This window comes from Streptomyces sp. NPDC053542 (genome assembly GCF_044544685.1).
In the GTDB taxonomy this organism is placed as follows: domain Bacteria; phylum Actinomycetota; class Actinomycetes; order Streptomycetales; family Streptomycetaceae; genus Streptomyces.
Window position 1 is genome coordinate 507,714 of record NZ_JBITXL010000003.1, and the last position, 13,936, is coordinate 521,649.

The following is a 13,936-nucleotide window of genomic DNA, read 5'->3' on the forward strand; positions in this document are numbered from 1 at the left end:
CGCTACCGGAGCGCCTCGGTGTCGAGCGCGCCGTCGATGACCCCGCGGGCGACGTCGGCCAGCCGCTCGCCGTGCCGGCGGGCGTAGCCGCGCAGCGCGTCGAACGCCTCGTCGACGCCGGTCGCCAGGTGCTCCGCGAGCACGCCCTTGGCCTGCTCGATGACGGTACGGCTGACGATCGCGGCCTGCACCTGGGCCCGCTCGACGTTGCCCTGCGCGATGGTGTGCTGCCGGAGGACGGCGAGGGTCGCCACGTCGGCGAGCGTCCGGCCCAGCCGCACGCCCGCGGCGTCCAGCGTGTGCGGCCCCGTGTGGAGCATCCCTATCGCGCCGATGCTCCGCTGCCGCAGCCGCAGCGGCAGCGCGTGGGCGGTGGCGTACCCGGCCTGCCGGGCCCGCTCGGCGAACACCGGGAGGCGAGCGGCGCCGCCGGACGCGGCGAGAGCGGCGTTCACCACGGCCTCGCCGGTGCGGTAGCTCTCGGCGCACGGGCCGTCCTCGCTCTGCAGCCCGAACAGCTCCAGCAGCCCGGTGCGCTCGTCGGAGGCCGCGAGCACCTGCAGGTCACCGTGCGGATCGGCGAGCATGATGCCGACCGCGGTCACGTCGAGGAGTTCGACGCCCCGCGCGCACAGCCGGTGCAGCGCATCGATCAGGTCGAAGTCGTCGATCAGTGTGCCGACTGCTTCGCCGAACGCCTGCAGCACCCTTTCCTGCGGAGCCACCGCCATCATCTCCTCTTCCGGCCGGACGGGTCCGGCTCGGGTCCGTCGTTACGAAAGTCCAGGCGCCTGGCGACCACGTCCTCGGCGACCTCCAGGATGGGCCGGCCGTGCCGGTAGGCGTACGCACGCAGCCGCAGCAGCGCCAGGGACAGCGGTATCCCTGCTTGCACGCTGATCATGCCGGTCGCCTGATGGACGGCTGCGCGATAGAGGTCGGACGGGCGCTCCACGGCCATGAGCGCGTCGCTCGCGGCCCCGTCGTCCAGGAGCACGGCGGTCAGCGCGCCGGTCAGGATCAGCGCGTCGTCCATGCCGGCCTCGGTCAGCGGCCCGCTCGCCCGCCGCTGGAGGGTCAGTACCCCCAGGCAGACGCGGCCGACCAGCAGCGGGAAGCAGAACACGGCGCCGGTGCCGAGCGCCGCCAGCTCCGGCAGCAGCGCGGGCCAGCGCCCGGCCGGCAGCCTGCGCACGTCCGGCTCGATCACCAGCGAGCCGTGGCCCGCCGCGTCGACGCCGGGCCCCTCACCCAGCGTGAACTGGAGGTCCTCCAGCCGGCGGCTGTCGCCCTCCGACGCCCACACCAGCTCGGTGGCGTGCTCATCTGCCAGCAATGACAGCGCGACACCGTCCACGCCCAGCACCCGGGCGCAGCTGTCGGGATCGGTGCCGATCAGCCCCTGGCCTCCGCCGACCGGATGCAGGGTCTGCAGCACGGCCGCCATCGCTGCACTCGTACCCACGACGGTCACCCGCTCTCCCGTATCCGCCTCACCGACAGCACCAGTCCATGCCCCAGCGGGCGATTACACCAGCCTATCCGCTGGGTGCCCGTTGCCGTCGGCGACCCGGGCCGTAACGCCGCGGGGGCTTTCCGGCGCTGAGGGGAATGCGGGTGCGGAAAGCGCCGGCAGAAATGCGGACGGAAACGCCCCGGCGGACCCCGGACGTGCTTCATTCATCTTCGTCGAGGCGTTTTGCGCGCCGGATGGGAAAATCCCGTGAGCAACCCCCACAATCCCGCGCCGATGGACGGCCCGTACGCCCCGCAGGGGCATTACGGCGCCGGGCAGCCCCCGTACGAGCCCGGTCCGGCCGCGCCGTACGACCAGGGGCAGCCGGGATACGGCGAACCGAGCCGGGAGCGGTACCGCCGCCCGCGCGACGGCGCCGGCACGGCCCGCACCGCATTGATCATCCACACGATCGCCGACATTGCCGCGGCGTTCCTCGTCCTGTGGATTCTTCTTTACCTGCTGGGCGCCAACCAGGCGAATGTCTTCGTCGATTTCGTGGAGAGCTTCGCGGACGGACTCGCCTGGTGGTCGCAGGACATTTTCACCATGGACACGGAAGGACTGCGCGTGATCCTCAATTACGGCCTGCCTGCCGTGATTTACCTGCTTGTCGGTCATGGCATTTCCGCCCGGATCCGCCGCCTCTGACCGAAACCCGCGGCGCGCCGGGCGGCGCCTCAGCGGAGCCGCGCCGCCCGGGTCTGCAGATAGCGCTTCTCCGGGACGCTGAGCGCCCGCTCGGCGGCGCGTCCGTACGCCGCGCGGGCCTCGGCGCGCTCCCCGGCCTGCTCCAGCAGGTGCGCGCGGACCGCTTCGAGGCGGTGGTGGTCCGCGAGGTGCGGGTCGCCGGCAACGGTGGCGAGCAGGTCCAGGCCGGCCCGGGGGCCGCTGACCATGGCGAGCGCGACCGCCTCGTTGAGGGTGACCACCGGGCTCGGCGCGATCCCGGCCAGCAGGCGGTACAGGCCGAGGATCTCGCGCCAGTCGGTGTCCTCGGCGCGCTCCGCCTCGTCGTGCACCGCGGCGATCGCGGCCTGGAGCTGGTACGGGCCGAGGGGCGTACGGCGGAGCGCGTCGCTGACCAGCGCCACGCCCTCGGCGATCGCCTCCCGGTCCCAGGCGCCGCGGTCCTGTTCGGCGAGCGGGACGAGCGACCCGTCGGGCGCCGTGCGCGCCGCGCGGCGGGCGTCGGTGAGCAGCATCAGGGCCAGCAGCCCGGCCACCTCGCCGTCCTCCGGGAGCAGCGCGCGCAGCGACCGCGTCAGCCGGATCGCCTCGCGGGCCAGCTCGACGCGGTGCAGCCGGCTGCCGGAGGTGGCGGTGTACCCCTCGTTGAAGATCAGGTACAGGATCTGCAGGACCGCGCCGAGCCGTGCGGCACGCTCTTCCGGGGCCGGCTGCCGGAAGTGCCCGCCGGCCGCCCGGATCCGCTGCTTGGCACGGCTGATCCGCTGGGCCATGGTTGCTTCCGGCACCAGGTACGCGCGGGCGATCTCGGCCGTGGTCAGGCCGCCGACCGCGCGCAGCGTCAGCGCGGTCTGCGCGGCCGGGGACAGTGCGGGGTGGCAGCACAGGAAGAGCAGGGTGAGGGTGTCGTCCTCACTCGGGGCGCGGCTCTCACCGGGCGCCGGGGCGGAGAACTCGTCGCGCGGCGTCAGCGCGTACGCGGTCTCCTCGCGCCGCCGCCGCGCCTCCTCGGCGCGCAGCAGGTCCGTGAGCCGGCGCGCGCCGACCCTGATCAGCCAGCCCCGCGGATTGTCCGGGCGGCCGGCCTCCGGCCACTGCACGGCGGCGGCCAGCAGCGCTTCCTGCACGGCATCCTCGGCGAGATCGAAGTGCCCGTACCGCCGGACGAGCGCGCCGAGGACCTGCGGCGCGAGCGCGCGCAGCAGGTCCTCGGTCCGTTCCGGCGCTCCCACGGCCTCCGGTCGCCTCAGACGTCGCAGGGCGGGTTGTCGGGGATGGACCGGATGGTGACGGGGCCGTTCCCGGCGCCCTCGGGGACCGGGCACTGCAGGATGCGCTTGGCGATCTCGGTGGCGCGGTCCAGGGACGCGCAGTCCAGGAGCCAGTAGCCGCAGAGCACTTCCTTGGTCTCGCCGTAGGGACCGTCGGTGACGACCGGTTCGCCGTCCTTGCCGGGGGACACGACGCGGGCCTGCGCGGGCTCGCTCAGCCCCTGCCCGTCGATCATCTCGCCGTTCTCGGCGAGCTCGTTGTTGAGGTCCTGCATGAACTGGAACATCGCCTTCAGGTCGCCCTCGGTCCACCGCACCTTGCCGGAGTCCTTGCCGTTCATGGCGTCGTAGTGGGCCTGGCTCGCCTGGATCATCAGCATGTACTTCATGTCGCTCACTCCTCGGGAGCTGTCGGCGTCCGGCCGGGCGCCTCTCACCGGAGACGTCGGAGCCGGCGGCCGGTCCTCGACACGAGGAGCAGAAAAATCTTGCGGAATTCCGGCTGCCCGGGCACGTAGGAGCCTCCGCTACGGATTCTCCTCGTCACGGCCGCACCCCGCACGGCATACGGAGCAAGCGCACCGGGCCACTCCGGATCCCGCCCGGCCGGGGCGACGGCACAGGCTCTGGGGTTGTGTGCGCTGTCAGGCGATCCAGTGCCGCCGCCTGGTCGGCGGGCCCGCCGGTCGGCGCCAGGCCCCTAGGACCCCACCGCCAGCAGGCTCTCGTGCCTGACCAGCCACTTCCGGTACGCCTCGCTCGCCCAGGCCACTTCCATGTACGCCGCCCGCAGATCGTCGAAGAGCGCGTCGACCCACTCGGTGTCGCGTCCGCCGCCGCGGTACGCCAGGAACAGCCGTACGGCCAGCGGGTCGCCGCGCAGCGGGCGGACCACCATGCCGGGGCGCGGGCGGGTGGTCGGCTGGCAGGGCGTGACGACCTCGCCGGCTGCGACCAGGTCGCCCGCCGCGAGGTAGTCGCCGTGCACGATGCGCGGGTCCATCCCGGCCAGGGTGAAGATCCGCCGCAGCCCGGCCCACTCGCCGTCCACGGACGGGTCGACCATCCACTGGTCCCCGGCGAGGTCGGCGAGCGTGACGGCCTCCTGCGCGGCGGCCGGGTGCGTCGCCGGGAGCGCCATGAACTGCGGTTCGCGGGCGAGGAGTTCGCGTGCGGCCAGCCCGTCGGGGACGCGCAGCGGCGAGCCCTCGACCTCGTGCACGAAGGCCGCGTCGAGCTGCCCCGCCGCGACCATCTGCAGCAGGGTGTTGCCCGAGAGGTCGATCCGTATCGTGGTGTCGGTCTCGGGCAGCCGGGCCCGCAGCCGGCGCAGCCAGCCGGCCACCGCGCGGCTCCCGGTGCTGCCCACGCGCAGCCGTGCGCCCTGCTCGCGCACCACCGCCGACCTGGTCTCGTCGACCAGTGCGGTCATCTCGGCCACTATCGGCCGGGCGCGGTGCAGGACGGTGTGGCCGAGCGGCGTGGGCCGGCTGCCGGAGCGCTCGCGGATGAAGAGCTGGCCGCCCAGCGCGTTCTCGATGCGTCGCAGCTGCGTGGTCAGGGAGGGCTGGGTCATGCCCAGTTGCCGCGCGGCCTTGCGTACGCTGCCGGTGTCGGCGATGGCGCACAGCGCACGTAGGTGCCTCACCTCAAGCTCCACGCGCGGAGCATAACGACGTCCTTACGTGTCGCACCAGCCACCCGAACCCCGCGAATCACACATTTCCCAGGGGCTATTGGACCGTCCTATCGCCACATGGAATCTCCGCGCCCCCGGATATCTCGCGCAGACTCGGCGGCACCACAGTTCATCCGCGGGTCCCGGCCGTTGCCCCACACCTCGGCCGGGTCCCCCGGACACTAAGGAGCCCCCCACATGAGATCTCCTAAGACGGTGCTGTCGGCCGCACTTGGTCTGGGCCTCGCCGCGAGCCTCGCCGCCGCCGTGCCCGCGGTGGCCACCCCCTCGACCGCCCCCGCGGACAACACCGTGACCGCGGCCCAGTACGTCGGTTCGGCCGCCGAGAAGGCCGACACCAAGCGGTTCTTCGAGGCCGTGCTGAAGTCGGCGCTCGCCAAGCAGAAGAAGACCGGCGCCGCTTCGGTGACGGTGACGTACGACGCGAGCGGCGCGCCCACCTTCGCGCAGCAGATATCGAGCAGCGCGCAGATCTGGAACAGTGCCGTCTCCAACGTCAAGCTCCAGGCCGGCAGCGGCGGCGCGGACTTCTCCTACCGCGAGGGCAACGACTCGCGCGGCTCCTACGCCAGCACCGACGGCCACGGTCACGGCTACATCTTCCTGGACTACCAGCAGAACCAGGAGTACGACTCCACCCGCGTGACCGCGCACGAGACCGGCCACGTCCTCGGCCTGCCGGACCACTACGAAGGCCCGTGCAGCGAGCTGATGTCCGGCGGCGGCCCCGGCCCGTCGTGCACCAACTCCCAGCCGGACGCCAACGAGCGCGCCCAGGTCGACCAGCTCTGGGCGAACGGCCTGAAGGGCGCCCACTTCGGCACGGCGTCCTGAGCGCCCGTGCCATGACCCACCCGGAACACCGGCCGTCGACCTGCCGCCGATGACCACGAGGGCCGACGGCCGGCACCACTGACCGGTGCCGAACCGTGCGGCGGAAGCCTCAGGGCCTCCGCCGCACGGTTTTTTGACACACCCAAACATGGGATGTTCCTATCACCGGTGTACTTCGCTTACTTCGTCGGGGAATTCGTCAGGGAATTCCTCAGGGACAGAGCACCGGAAGGGGACGGCGGCCGATGCCGTTGCGCAACACCACCCGCACCAGCCTGGTGAACCTGGTCATCGACCAGATGGAGGGCCTGATCGCCGCGGGCGAGTGGGCGGTCGGCAGCAAGATCCCCGCCGAGCCGGTGCTCGTCGAGCAGCTCGACGTCGGCCGCAACACCGTCCGCGAGGCGGTCCGCGCCCTCGTGCACACCGGCATGCTGGAGCCCCGCCAGGGCGACGGCACCTACGTGCGCGCCAGCAGCGACTTCGGCGCCGCCGTGCAGCGCAGGCTGCGCCGCTCCGGCGACCTGGAGGCGTACGAGGTGCGCGCGAGCCTGGAGCGGGACGCGGCGCGCTACGCCGCCCTGCGCCGCACCGGCGAGGACCTCGTCGCGCTGCGCGCGGCACTCGCGCACCGCGACGAGCTCTGGCACGCCGGCGACACCGCGGCCTTCATCGAGGCCGACATCGCCTTCCACCGCACCGTCGCGGCCGCCGCGCACAACAGCGTCCTGGCCGACCTCTACGACCACCTCACCGACGCGCTGCGGGCCACGTTGCAGTCCGTCATGGCCGCACCGGTGCCCGACTCCGTACGCCACCAGTTCGGCGAGCACGCCGCCATCGTGCACGCGATCGCGGCGGGCGACCCGGACGCCGCCGAGCGGGCCGCGCTGGCCCACCTCCAGGAGGCCATGACGGCACTGCGGGAGCAGGACTGATGCCGCGCGAGACCGAGGAGGCCACCGCCGTGCGGACCGGAGAACGGCCGGACGCCATGCGCACCGGAGAACTGTCGGACGCCATGCGTACCGAAGAGCGGCCGGACGCCCGCATATCCGCCCGGACGCCCTCGGACGCGCCGCCGGTGCCCGCGGCCGGTCCCGGCCCCGTACGCGGCTCCCTCTACCTGGCCGCCGGCGTGGTCCTGCTGGCCCTGAACCTCCGCCCGGCGCTGGTCGCGGTCTCCCCGCTGGCCGACACCATCCGTACCGACAGCGGCATGTCGGCGGCCGCCGCCGGCCTGCTCACCGCGCTCCCCCTGCTCTGCTTCGGCCTGCTCGCCCCCGTGGCGCCGCGGCTCGGCCGCCGCTTCGGACTGGAGCGGTCCCTGCTCGGCACGATGGTGCTGATCTGCGCGGGCACCGCACTGCGGCTGGCCGACCAGGTGGCCGCGCTGTTCGCCGGCACTGTCGTCATCGGCGCCGGCATCGCGGTGGCCAACGTGCTGCTGCCCGGCCTGATCAAGCGGGACTTCCCCACGCGGACCGGGCTGATGACCGGGCTGTACTCCATGTCCCTGTTCGGCGGCGCGGCGCTCGCCGCGGGCGTGACCGTACCGCTGCGCACCGCCACCGGGCTCGGCTGGCAGGCCACGCTGGCCTGCTGGGGCTCGCTCGCGCTGCTCGCGCTGCTGGTCTGGCTGCCGCGGGCCCGGTCCCGTACACGGGTCTCCGAAGGCGCGGCCCGGCAGGCGGCGCACCCCGTGCGCGGCCTGTGGCGGTCCCCGCTGGCCTGGCAGGTCACCGGCTACATGGGCCTGCAGTCGCTCAGCTACTACGCGGCCACCGCCTGGCTGCCGACCATGCTGACCGACGCGGGCATGAGCGCGGGCGACGCGGGCTGGATGCTCTCGTTCTCGTCGCTGCTGGGCATCGCGGGCTCCTTCCTGGCACCGGTGATCGCGGGCCGCCGGCTGCGGACGGGGCACCTTGCGGCGCTCGGCGCGGTGCTGTGCGCCCTGGGCCTGGCCGGGATGCTGGCCGCGCCGGCCACCGGCGCGTACGTATGGATGACGCTGCTCGGCCTCGGCCAGGGCGCGGCGATCAGCCTCGCGCTGCTCTTCATAGTGCGGCGCGCGCCCGACACCCGGCACGCCGCGCAGCTCTCCAGCATGGCCCAGTGCTTCGGATACATCCTCGCCGCCGCGGGCCCGGCCGTGCTGGGCGCCGTGCACGACGCCTCCGGCACCTGGACGGTCCCGGTCGTCGTCCTGCTGGTCCTGCTCGTCCCGCAGGTCCTCGCAGGTCTGGGCGCCTCCCGGGAGCGGCACGTCGCCGGCCGGGGATGAACCGGAGCGCCGTGATCGGCATACTGGGCGGCGCCCGCCCGTAGGAGCCGCCCCGGAGCCGCCCATGTCGATGATCCGCCACCTCCGCCGGGCCGTACGTCTGCCACAGCAGCGCAGCCGCGGCGTCGACCTCGCCCACCCGGCGCGCTCGCCGCTGGGCACGGCGGTCGTCAACTGCGCGGTGTACGAGAACGGGGTGCGGCTGACCGGCGACCACCCCGTGGCGGAGGCGGTGCACCGGGTCCGCGCCTCGGGCAACGGGTTCGTGTGGATCGGGCTGCACGAGCCGTCGGAGGCGGAGTTCGCGGGGATCGTGGAGCTGTTCGGGCTGCACCCGCTGGCCGTGGAGGACGCGGTCCTCGCCCACCAGCGCCCCAAGCTGGAGCAGTACGACACCAACCTGTTCACCGTCTTCAAGACCGCCTGCTACGTCGACCACGACCGGCTCACGGCCACCAGCGAGGTCGTGGACACCGGCGAGATCATGGTGTTCACCGGCGAGGACTTCGTGATCACCGTGCGGCACGGCGGGCACGGCTCGCTCGGCCCGCTGCGCGAGGCGCTGGAGGCGGACCCGGACCAGCTCGCGCTCGGCCCGTCCGCCGTCCTGCACGCCATCGCCGACCTGGTCGTCGACGACTACCTGGAGGCGACGGCGGCCGTCCAGGACGACATGGACGTGGTGGAGAGCGCGGTCTTCGCCGAGGGCGGGCGGAACGCCGACGCCGGACGGATCTACCAGCTCAAGCGCGAACTGCTGGAGCTGAAGCGGGCCGTGGCCCCGCTGGACCGGCCGCTGCACCAGCTCTCCACCCAGCCGCTGGCCCAGGTCGACCCGCGTATCCGTACGTACTTCCGGGACGTCGCGGACCACCTGGCCCGGGTCACCGAGCGCATCACCGCCTTCGACGAGCTGCTGAACTCGATACTCCAGGCACACCTCGCGCAGGTCACCATCGCGCAGAACGAGGACATGCGCCGGATCAGCGCCTGGGTCGCGATCCTGGCCGTCCCGACGATGGTGTGCGGGGTGTACGGCATGAACTTCGAGCACATGCCGGAGAAGGACTGGGTGTTCGGATATCCGCTGGTGATGTGCGTGATCGTGGCGGCGTGCGTGGTGATCCACCGCGGGTTCAAGCGGAACGGCTGGCTCTAGGGGCGGCCGCCGGGCCGGGCCGTGACGTTCCGGCACGGCCCCGCGGCTCTCGGCCCGGCCAGCGGCTCTCACGGCCCGGCCCGCGGCGCTCAGGAGGTGCCGAGCACCTCCGCCTCCTTCTCCGGGGACAGCCGGTCCAACGGGCGGTCCGGCCGCTGCGGCGCCTTCCCGCCGACCGACCGCAGCCAGTCCCAGGTGTCGGCCACCGTCTCCGCCACCGGACGGCAGCGCAGCCCGGCGGCGTACGCCTTCTCCACCCCCGTACGGTGCAGCGTGTCGTGGTTCTCCGAGCCCGGCGGCAGCCAGACCGGCAGCTCCGTCCACGGCTCGATGCCGGCCGCGAGGATCTTCTCCGGGTCGGTCCAGCGCAGTTCGGCGCCCGATCCCGTGACCCGGACGCACGCGTCCAGCAGTTCGCCCATGGTGGCGTGGCCGCTCCGGCTGATCAGGTTGTACGGGCCCGACAGGCCCGCCCCGACGGCGTGCAGGACCCAGGCGGCGAGGTCGCGGGGATCGATGTACTGGATCGGGAGACCGTGCGGGCCCGGTGCCAGGACGGGGCCGCCGCGGGCGATCCGGGCCAGCCACCACGGCAGCCGCCCGACGTTCTCGTAGGGCCCGATGATCAGCCCGGCCCGCGCGAACACCGACCCATCGGCGCCGAAGAACTTCTCGGCCGCCAGCTCACCGCCCCGCTTGGCCTCCGGGTACGCCACCTCGCCCGCGTCCGGGTCGCCCGTCACGAGGGGGGCCTCCTCGCCCAGCCCCGCCGCCTTCGGGTGCGCGTACACCGAAGCGCTCGACACGTAGACGTAGCGCCCCGCCCGGCCGGCCAGCAGCCGCGCCGCGTCCCGTACCGCCGACGGCGCCCAGGACCAGGTGTCCACCACCGCGTCCCACTCCCCCGTACGCAGCGCCGCGAGCCCCTCCGGGGCGGTGCGGTCCCCCTGGAGCACGGCCGCGCCCGGAGGCGCCTCGTGCCGGCCCCGGTGGAACACCGTGACCTGCCATCCCTGTGCGAGGGCCGCCTCGGTCACGGCCCGCCCGACGAACTCCGTGCCACCCAGCATCAGCAGTCTCATACCGCCGACTCTGCCCGTACGGATGTACGGGCGTCCCGCGCCTCGCTCTCAGCGGAATCCCGTATCACGGGGTGACGGTCGGAACTCTCCAGATCCCCGCCCCGAATGTTGGAAGGACACGCACCCCGGTACGCCGCCACGCCGCCAACACTGGTGAGGTCGGTATTCCGTTTCCACTTTTCACCCACAGGGGGAGAGATGACCGGGTCGCGCATCCTTGCGCTGGGCCACTACCAGCCCGCCAAGGTGCTCACCAACCACGACCTGGCCGAGCTCGTCGACACCGACGACGCCTGGATCAGCAGCCGGGTGGGCATCCGTACCCGGCGCGTCGCCGCCCCCGACGAGACCGTGGACGCGATGGCCGCCGCCGCGGCGGCGAAGGCGCTCGCGACGAGCGGCCTGGCCCCGGCCGACATCGACCTCGTGCTCGTCGCCACCTGTACGGCCACGGACCGCAGCCCGAACACGGCCGCCCGGGTGGCCGCCCGGCTCGGCATCCCGGCGGCCGCCACGATGGACGTCAACGTGGTGTGCGCGGGCTTCACCCACGCGCTGGCCACCGCCGATCACGCGATCCGGGCCAGCGCGGCACGCAGCGCGCTGGTGATCGGCGCGGAGAAGTTCACCGATGTCGTGGACTGGACGGACCGCTCGACCTGCGTCCTGGTGGGCGACGGCGCGGGCGCGGCCGTGGTGACCGCGGCGGCGGAACCGGAGATCGGCCCGGTGCTGTGGGGCTCGGTACCGGAGATGGGCGACGCGGTACGCATCGAGGGCGAGCCGGCCCGCTTCTCCCAGGAGGGCCAGACCGTGTACCGCTGGGCCACCACCCAGCTGCCGGCCATCGCGCGCCAGGTGTGCGAGCGCTCCGGCGTACGGCCGGAGGACCTGGCCGGCGTCGTGCTGCACCAGGCCAACCTGCGGATCATCGAACCGGTCGCCGAGCGCATCGGGGCGGTGAACGCGGTGATCGCCCGGGACGTCGTGGAGTCGGGCAACACCTCGGCGGCGTCCGTGCCACTGGCCTTCTCGAAGCTGGTCGAACGGCGCGAGGTCCCCGCGGGGGCGCCGGTGCTCCTCTTCGGCTTCGGCGGAAACCTTTCGTACGCGGGACAGGTCGTGCGCTGCCCGTAGGGGCAGGGCTGTGCCCGTAGGTGCGGCTCGCGCACCTGGTGCGGCGCCGGTGGACGTCCGATTCGTTCAAGACCGGCGGGGCCGTGCCTTCGTACGCTCGGCCCATGACTGACAGCACCAGGACACAGACCACCCCCGGGACCGCGGCGGCGCGTACCGCTCCCGCGCCCCGGTTCGCCGCGATCGGCCTGGCCGCCGCCGACATGGCGGCCTCGCTCGCCTTCTACCGGCGCCTCGGCCTGGACATCCCGGCGGAGGCCGACACCGCGCCGCACGTGGACGCGCCGCTGCCCGGCGGGCTGCGGCTGATGTGGGACACCCACGAGACGCTGCGCGCCATGGACCCGGACTGGACGCCGTCCTCCGGGGGCACACCGGAGCTCGCTTTCGAGTGCGCGTCCCCGGAGGCGGTCGACGCCCTCTATACGGAGCTGGTCGGCGCCGGGTACCGCGGTGCGAAGCGGCCGTGGGACGCCTTCTGGGGCCAGCGGTACGCGGTTGTCCTGGACCCGGACGGCCACGGCGTCGACCTCTTCGCGCCGCTGCCCTCCTGAGAGCCGGTCCGTCCTGAGCGCCTGCCCTCCCTGAGGGCCCGCCTCAGAACACCGACCATCCGGTGAGCGTCGTGAAGTGGTCCAGCGCCGCGGCCCCGGCGACCGAATTGCCGCGCGCGTCCAGACCCGGGCTCCACACGCACAGCGTGCAGCGCCCGGGGACGACCGCCACGATGCCGCCGCCCACCCCGCTCTTGGCGGGCAGCCCCACCCGGTAGGCGAACTCCCCCGCCGCGTCGTACGTGCCGCAGGTCAGCATCACCGCGTTCATCCGCTTGGCGTCGCGCGCGTGCAGCAGCCGCGTGCCGTCGGCGCGCAGCCCGTGGCGGGCGAGGAAGCCGCCGGCCGTGGCCAGGTCGCGGCAGCTCATCTCGATCGAGCACTGCCAGAAGTAGTGCTCGATGACGCTGGGAACGGGGTTCTCCAGATTGCCGAAGCTCGCCATGAAGTGGGCCAGCGCCGCGTTCCGGTTGCCGTGCTCGGCCTCCGAGCCGGCCACGGCCTGGTCGAAGGAGAGGTCCGGATTGCCGCTCTCCTCGCGCAGGAAGTCCAGCAGCGCCGTGCTGGCGTCGCCGGTGAGGGTCAGCAGCCGGTCGGTGACGACCAGCGCACCGGAGTTGAGGAAAGGATTGCGCGGGATGCCCTGCTCGTACTCCAGCTGCACCAGGGAGTTGAAGGCCGTGCCCGACGGCTCGCGCCCCACCCGCTCCCAGATGCTCTGGTCCTCCTGGGCCAGCACGAGGGCGAGGGAGAACGCCTTGGAGATGGACTGCACGGAGAACGGGACCTCCCAGTCCCCGACGCCGTACGTCTCCCCGTTGAGGTCGGTGAGCGCGATACCGAAGCGGTCCGGCGAGACGCACTCCAGCGCGGGGATGTAGTCGGCGACCTTCCCCTGTCTCACCAGCGGCCGCGCACGGTCCGCCACCTCCTCGAGAACGCCCTGGTAGTCCATGGCGGACACGCTATCCCGGGCCGAGGACCACCCCGAGCGGGGCACCCGCCAGCGCTTTCACCTCGCGCGCCAGGTGTGCCTGGTCGGCGTACCCGGCGACCACGGCGACCTGGGCGTACGGCATCCCGGAGCGGGCCAGGTCCAGGGCGCGCACCAGGCGCAGCACCCGGCCGAGGGTCTTGGGGCCGTACCCGAAGGCGGCCAGGCAGCGGCGGTGCAGCTGGCGCTCGCCCACGCCGACCGCGTCGGCCAGCTCGCGCACCGGCGTCCCCCGGGCCGCCGCCCGCGCGATCAGGCCGCGTGCCGGGTCGGGCGCGGCACCGGTACGCAGCCGGGCGGCGGCCGCGGCTTCGAGGGCGCGGCCGGGCACGGCCCCCGGGGCTTGCAGGGCTTCCGGGGCGCGGCCGGCCACCGCGGCGGCCAGCTCGTCGGTCAGCCGCCGCACCCGGTCGCCGGGCCACAGCTCGGCGAGGGGAACGCGCAGGTCACGCAGCTCGTGCGCGGGCACCCCGAAGACGGCGGGGCCCTGCCCCGGGGCGAAGCGCAGGCCGACGACGGGCGCCTCCGGGGCCCGCTCCGGGGGCCCCGGCAGATGGGCGCGGGTGTCCGGGCCCGCGACCAGAAGGCGGCCGTCGTACCAGATCAGATCGGTGCAGCCGTCGGGCAGCACGGGGCGCGGCGCCATTCCCGGGGTCTTGGTCCACACGGCGGCGCCGGGCAGTACGGAGGGCCGTTCCCGGTACACGTCTCCA

The 13,936-nt window shown here is 73.5% G+C and carries 15 protein-coding genes; 7 read left to right on the forward strand and 8 right to left on the reverse strand.

Annotated features, from left to right (window positions below; genetic code table 11):
- Positions 1–2: 2 nt before the first annotated feature.
- Both ACIGXO_RS10135 and ACIGXO_RS10140 read right to left on the reverse strand, forming a co-directional pair.
- A complete protein-coding gene (locus ACIGXO_RS10135; protein ID WP_399783833.1) occupies positions 3–731 on the reverse strand; it encodes a GAF and ANTAR domain-containing protein in 729 nt (242 codons plus the stop codon).
- The gene (locus ACIGXO_RS10140) at positions 731–1,465 is read right to left on the reverse strand and encodes a GAF domain-containing protein (protein ID WP_399783040.1); all 735 of its coding nucleotides are present in this window, start codon (positions 1,463–1,465) and stop codon (positions 731–733) included. The genes ACIGXO_RS10135 and ACIGXO_RS10140 overlap by 1 nt, the downstream gene beginning before the upstream one ends.
- A 285-nt stretch (positions 1,466–1,750) precedes the next feature.
- Here ACIGXO_RS10140 and ACIGXO_RS10145 point away from each other — a divergent pair, with 285 nt between their 5' ends.
- Positions 1,751–2,167, forward strand: a complete 417-nt coding sequence (locus tag ACIGXO_RS10145) for a hypothetical protein (RefSeq protein ID WP_399783043.1) — start codon at positions 1,751–1,753, stop codon at positions 2,165–2,167.
- 29 nt (positions 2,168–2,196) lie between these two features.
- Here ACIGXO_RS10145 and ACIGXO_RS10150 read toward each other — a convergent pair whose 3' ends face one another.
- The 3 genes from ACIGXO_RS10150 to ACIGXO_RS10160 all read right to left on the reverse strand — a co-directional run bounded on the left by ACIGXO_RS10150 (position 2,197) and on the right by ACIGXO_RS10160 (position 5,125).
- Positions 2,197–3,438: an RNA polymerase sigma factor gene (locus ACIGXO_RS10150; protein ID WP_399783046.1), complete on the reverse strand. Its 1,242-nt coding sequence runs from the start codon at positions 3,436–3,438 to the stop codon at positions 2,197–2,199.
- Positions 3,439–3,452: 14 nt separating this feature from the next.
- Positions 3,453–3,866, reverse strand: coding sequence for a YciI family protein (locus tag ACIGXO_RS10155; RefSeq protein ID WP_399783048.1), 414 nt, complete (start codon positions 3,864–3,866; stop codon positions 3,453–3,455).
- A gap of 311 nt (positions 3,867–4,177) precedes the next feature.
- Positions 4,178–5,125 (reverse strand): LysR family transcriptional regulator, encoded by a 948-nt coding sequence (locus ACIGXO_RS10160; protein ID WP_399783051.1) that lies wholly within the window; start codon positions 5,123–5,125, stop codon positions 4,178–4,180.
- Between the two features lie 228 nt (positions 5,126–5,353).
- On the opposite strand from ACIGXO_RS10160, the gene snpA reads away from it, so the two are divergent.
- The 4 genes from snpA to ACIGXO_RS10180 all read left to right on the forward strand — a co-directional run bounded on the left by snpA (position 5,354) and on the right by ACIGXO_RS10180 (position 9,456).
- Positions 5,354–6,010 carry a snapalysin gene (gene snpA, locus ACIGXO_RS10165; RefSeq protein ID WP_399783053.1) on the forward strand — a complete coding sequence of 219 codons (657 nt, stop codon included), beginning with the start codon at positions 5,354–5,356 and terminating at the stop codon, positions 6,008–6,010.
- Positions 6,011–6,255: 245 nt separating this feature from the next.
- Positions 6,256–6,948, forward strand: a complete 693-nt coding sequence (locus ACIGXO_RS10170) for a FadR/GntR family transcriptional regulator (RefSeq protein ID WP_399783056.1) — start codon at positions 6,256–6,258, stop codon at positions 6,946–6,948.
- Positions 6,949–7,031: 83 nt separating this feature from the next.
- On the forward strand, positions 7,032–8,297 hold the full coding sequence (locus tag ACIGXO_RS10175; protein WP_399783835.1) for a CynX/NimT family MFS transporter: 1,266 nt from the start codon (positions 7,032–7,034) through the stop codon (positions 8,295–8,297).
- 70 nt (positions 8,298–8,367) lie between these two features.
- Positions 8,368–9,456: a magnesium and cobalt transport protein CorA gene (locus tag ACIGXO_RS10180; RefSeq protein ID WP_399783838.1), complete on the forward strand. Its 1,089-nt coding sequence runs from the start codon at positions 8,368–8,370 to the stop codon at positions 9,454–9,456.
- Between the two features lie 89 nt (positions 9,457–9,545).
- On the opposite strand, the gene ACIGXO_RS10185 is transcribed toward ACIGXO_RS10180, so the two are convergent.
- A complete protein-coding gene (locus ACIGXO_RS10185; RefSeq protein ID WP_399783059.1) occupies positions 9,546–10,538 on the reverse strand; it encodes an NAD-dependent epimerase/dehydratase family protein in 993 nt (330 codons plus the stop codon).
- 198 nt (positions 10,539–10,736) lie between these two features.
- Here ACIGXO_RS10185 and ACIGXO_RS10190 point away from each other — a divergent pair, with 198 nt between their 5' ends.
- The gene (locus ACIGXO_RS10190; protein WP_399783062.1) at positions 10,737–11,675 is read left to right on the forward strand and encodes a beta-ketoacyl-ACP synthase III; all 939 of its coding nucleotides are present in this window, start codon (positions 10,737–10,739) and stop codon (positions 11,673–11,675) included.
- A gap of 104 nt (positions 11,676–11,779) precedes the next feature.
- Positions 11,780–12,229, forward strand: coding sequence for a VOC family protein (locus ACIGXO_RS10195; protein ID WP_399783064.1), 450 nt, complete (start codon positions 11,780–11,782; stop codon positions 12,227–12,229).
- A gap of 43 nt (positions 12,230–12,272) precedes the next feature.
- Here the strand turns inward: ACIGXO_RS10195 and ACIGXO_RS10200 are convergent, their stop codons facing one another.
- Together ACIGXO_RS10200 and ACIGXO_RS10205 are read right to left on the reverse strand one after the other, a co-directional pair.
- Positions 12,273–13,184 (reverse strand): glutaminase, encoded by a 912-nt coding sequence (locus ACIGXO_RS10200; RefSeq protein ID WP_399783067.1) that lies wholly within the window; start codon positions 13,182–13,184, stop codon positions 12,273–12,275.
- Between the two features lie 10 nt (positions 13,185–13,194).
- Positions 13,195–13,929, reverse strand: a complete 735-nt coding sequence (locus ACIGXO_RS10205) for a helix-turn-helix domain-containing protein (RefSeq protein ID WP_399783069.1) — start codon at positions 13,927–13,929, stop codon at positions 13,195–13,197.
- Positions 13,930–13,936 lie beyond the last annotated feature (7 nt).

Bases quoted from the DNA above. Each gene is read 5' to 3' on its own strand.
- snpA (WP_399783053.1), top strand. From the start codon at position 5,354: ATGAGATCTCCTAAGACGGTGCTGTCGGCCGCACTTGGTCTGGGCCTC.
- ACIGXO_RS10170 (WP_399783056.1), top strand. From the start codon at position 6,256: ATGCCGTTGCGCAACACCACCCGCACCAGCCTGGTGAACCTGGTCATC.
- ACIGXO_RS10145 (WP_399783043.1), top strand. From the start codon at position 1,751: ATGGACGGCCCGTACGCCCCGCAGGGGCATTACGGCGCCGGGCAGCCC.
- ACIGXO_RS10195 (WP_399783064.1), top strand. From the start codon at position 11,780: ATGACTGACAGCACCAGGACACAGACCACCCCCGGGACCGCGGCGGCG.
- ACIGXO_RS10190 (WP_399783062.1), top strand. From the start codon at position 10,737: ATGACCGGGTCGCGCATCCTTGCGCTGGGCCACTACCAGCCCGCCAAG.
- ACIGXO_RS10155 (WP_399783048.1), bottom strand. From the start codon at position 3,866: ATGAAGTACATGCTGATGATCCAGGCGAGCCAGGCCCACTACGACGCC.
- ACIGXO_RS10180 (WP_399783838.1), top strand. From the start codon at position 8,368: ATGATCCGCCACCTCCGCCGGGCCGTACGTCTGCCACAGCAGCGCAGC.
- ACIGXO_RS10135 (WP_399783833.1), bottom strand. From the start codon at position 731: ATGGCGGTGGCTCCGCAGGAAAGGGTGCTGCAGGCGTTCGGCGAAGCA.
- ACIGXO_RS10200 (WP_399783067.1), bottom strand. From the start codon at position 13,184: ATGGACTACCAGGGCGTTCTCGAGGAGGTGGCGGACCGTGCGCGGCCG.
- ACIGXO_RS10185 (WP_399783059.1), bottom strand. From the start codon at position 10,538: ATGAGACTGCTGATGCTGGGTGGCACGGAGTTCGTCGGGCGGGCCGTG.
- ACIGXO_RS10175 (WP_399783835.1), top strand. From the start codon at position 7,032: ATGCGTACCGAAGAGCGGCCGGACGCCCGCATATCCGCCCGGACGCCC.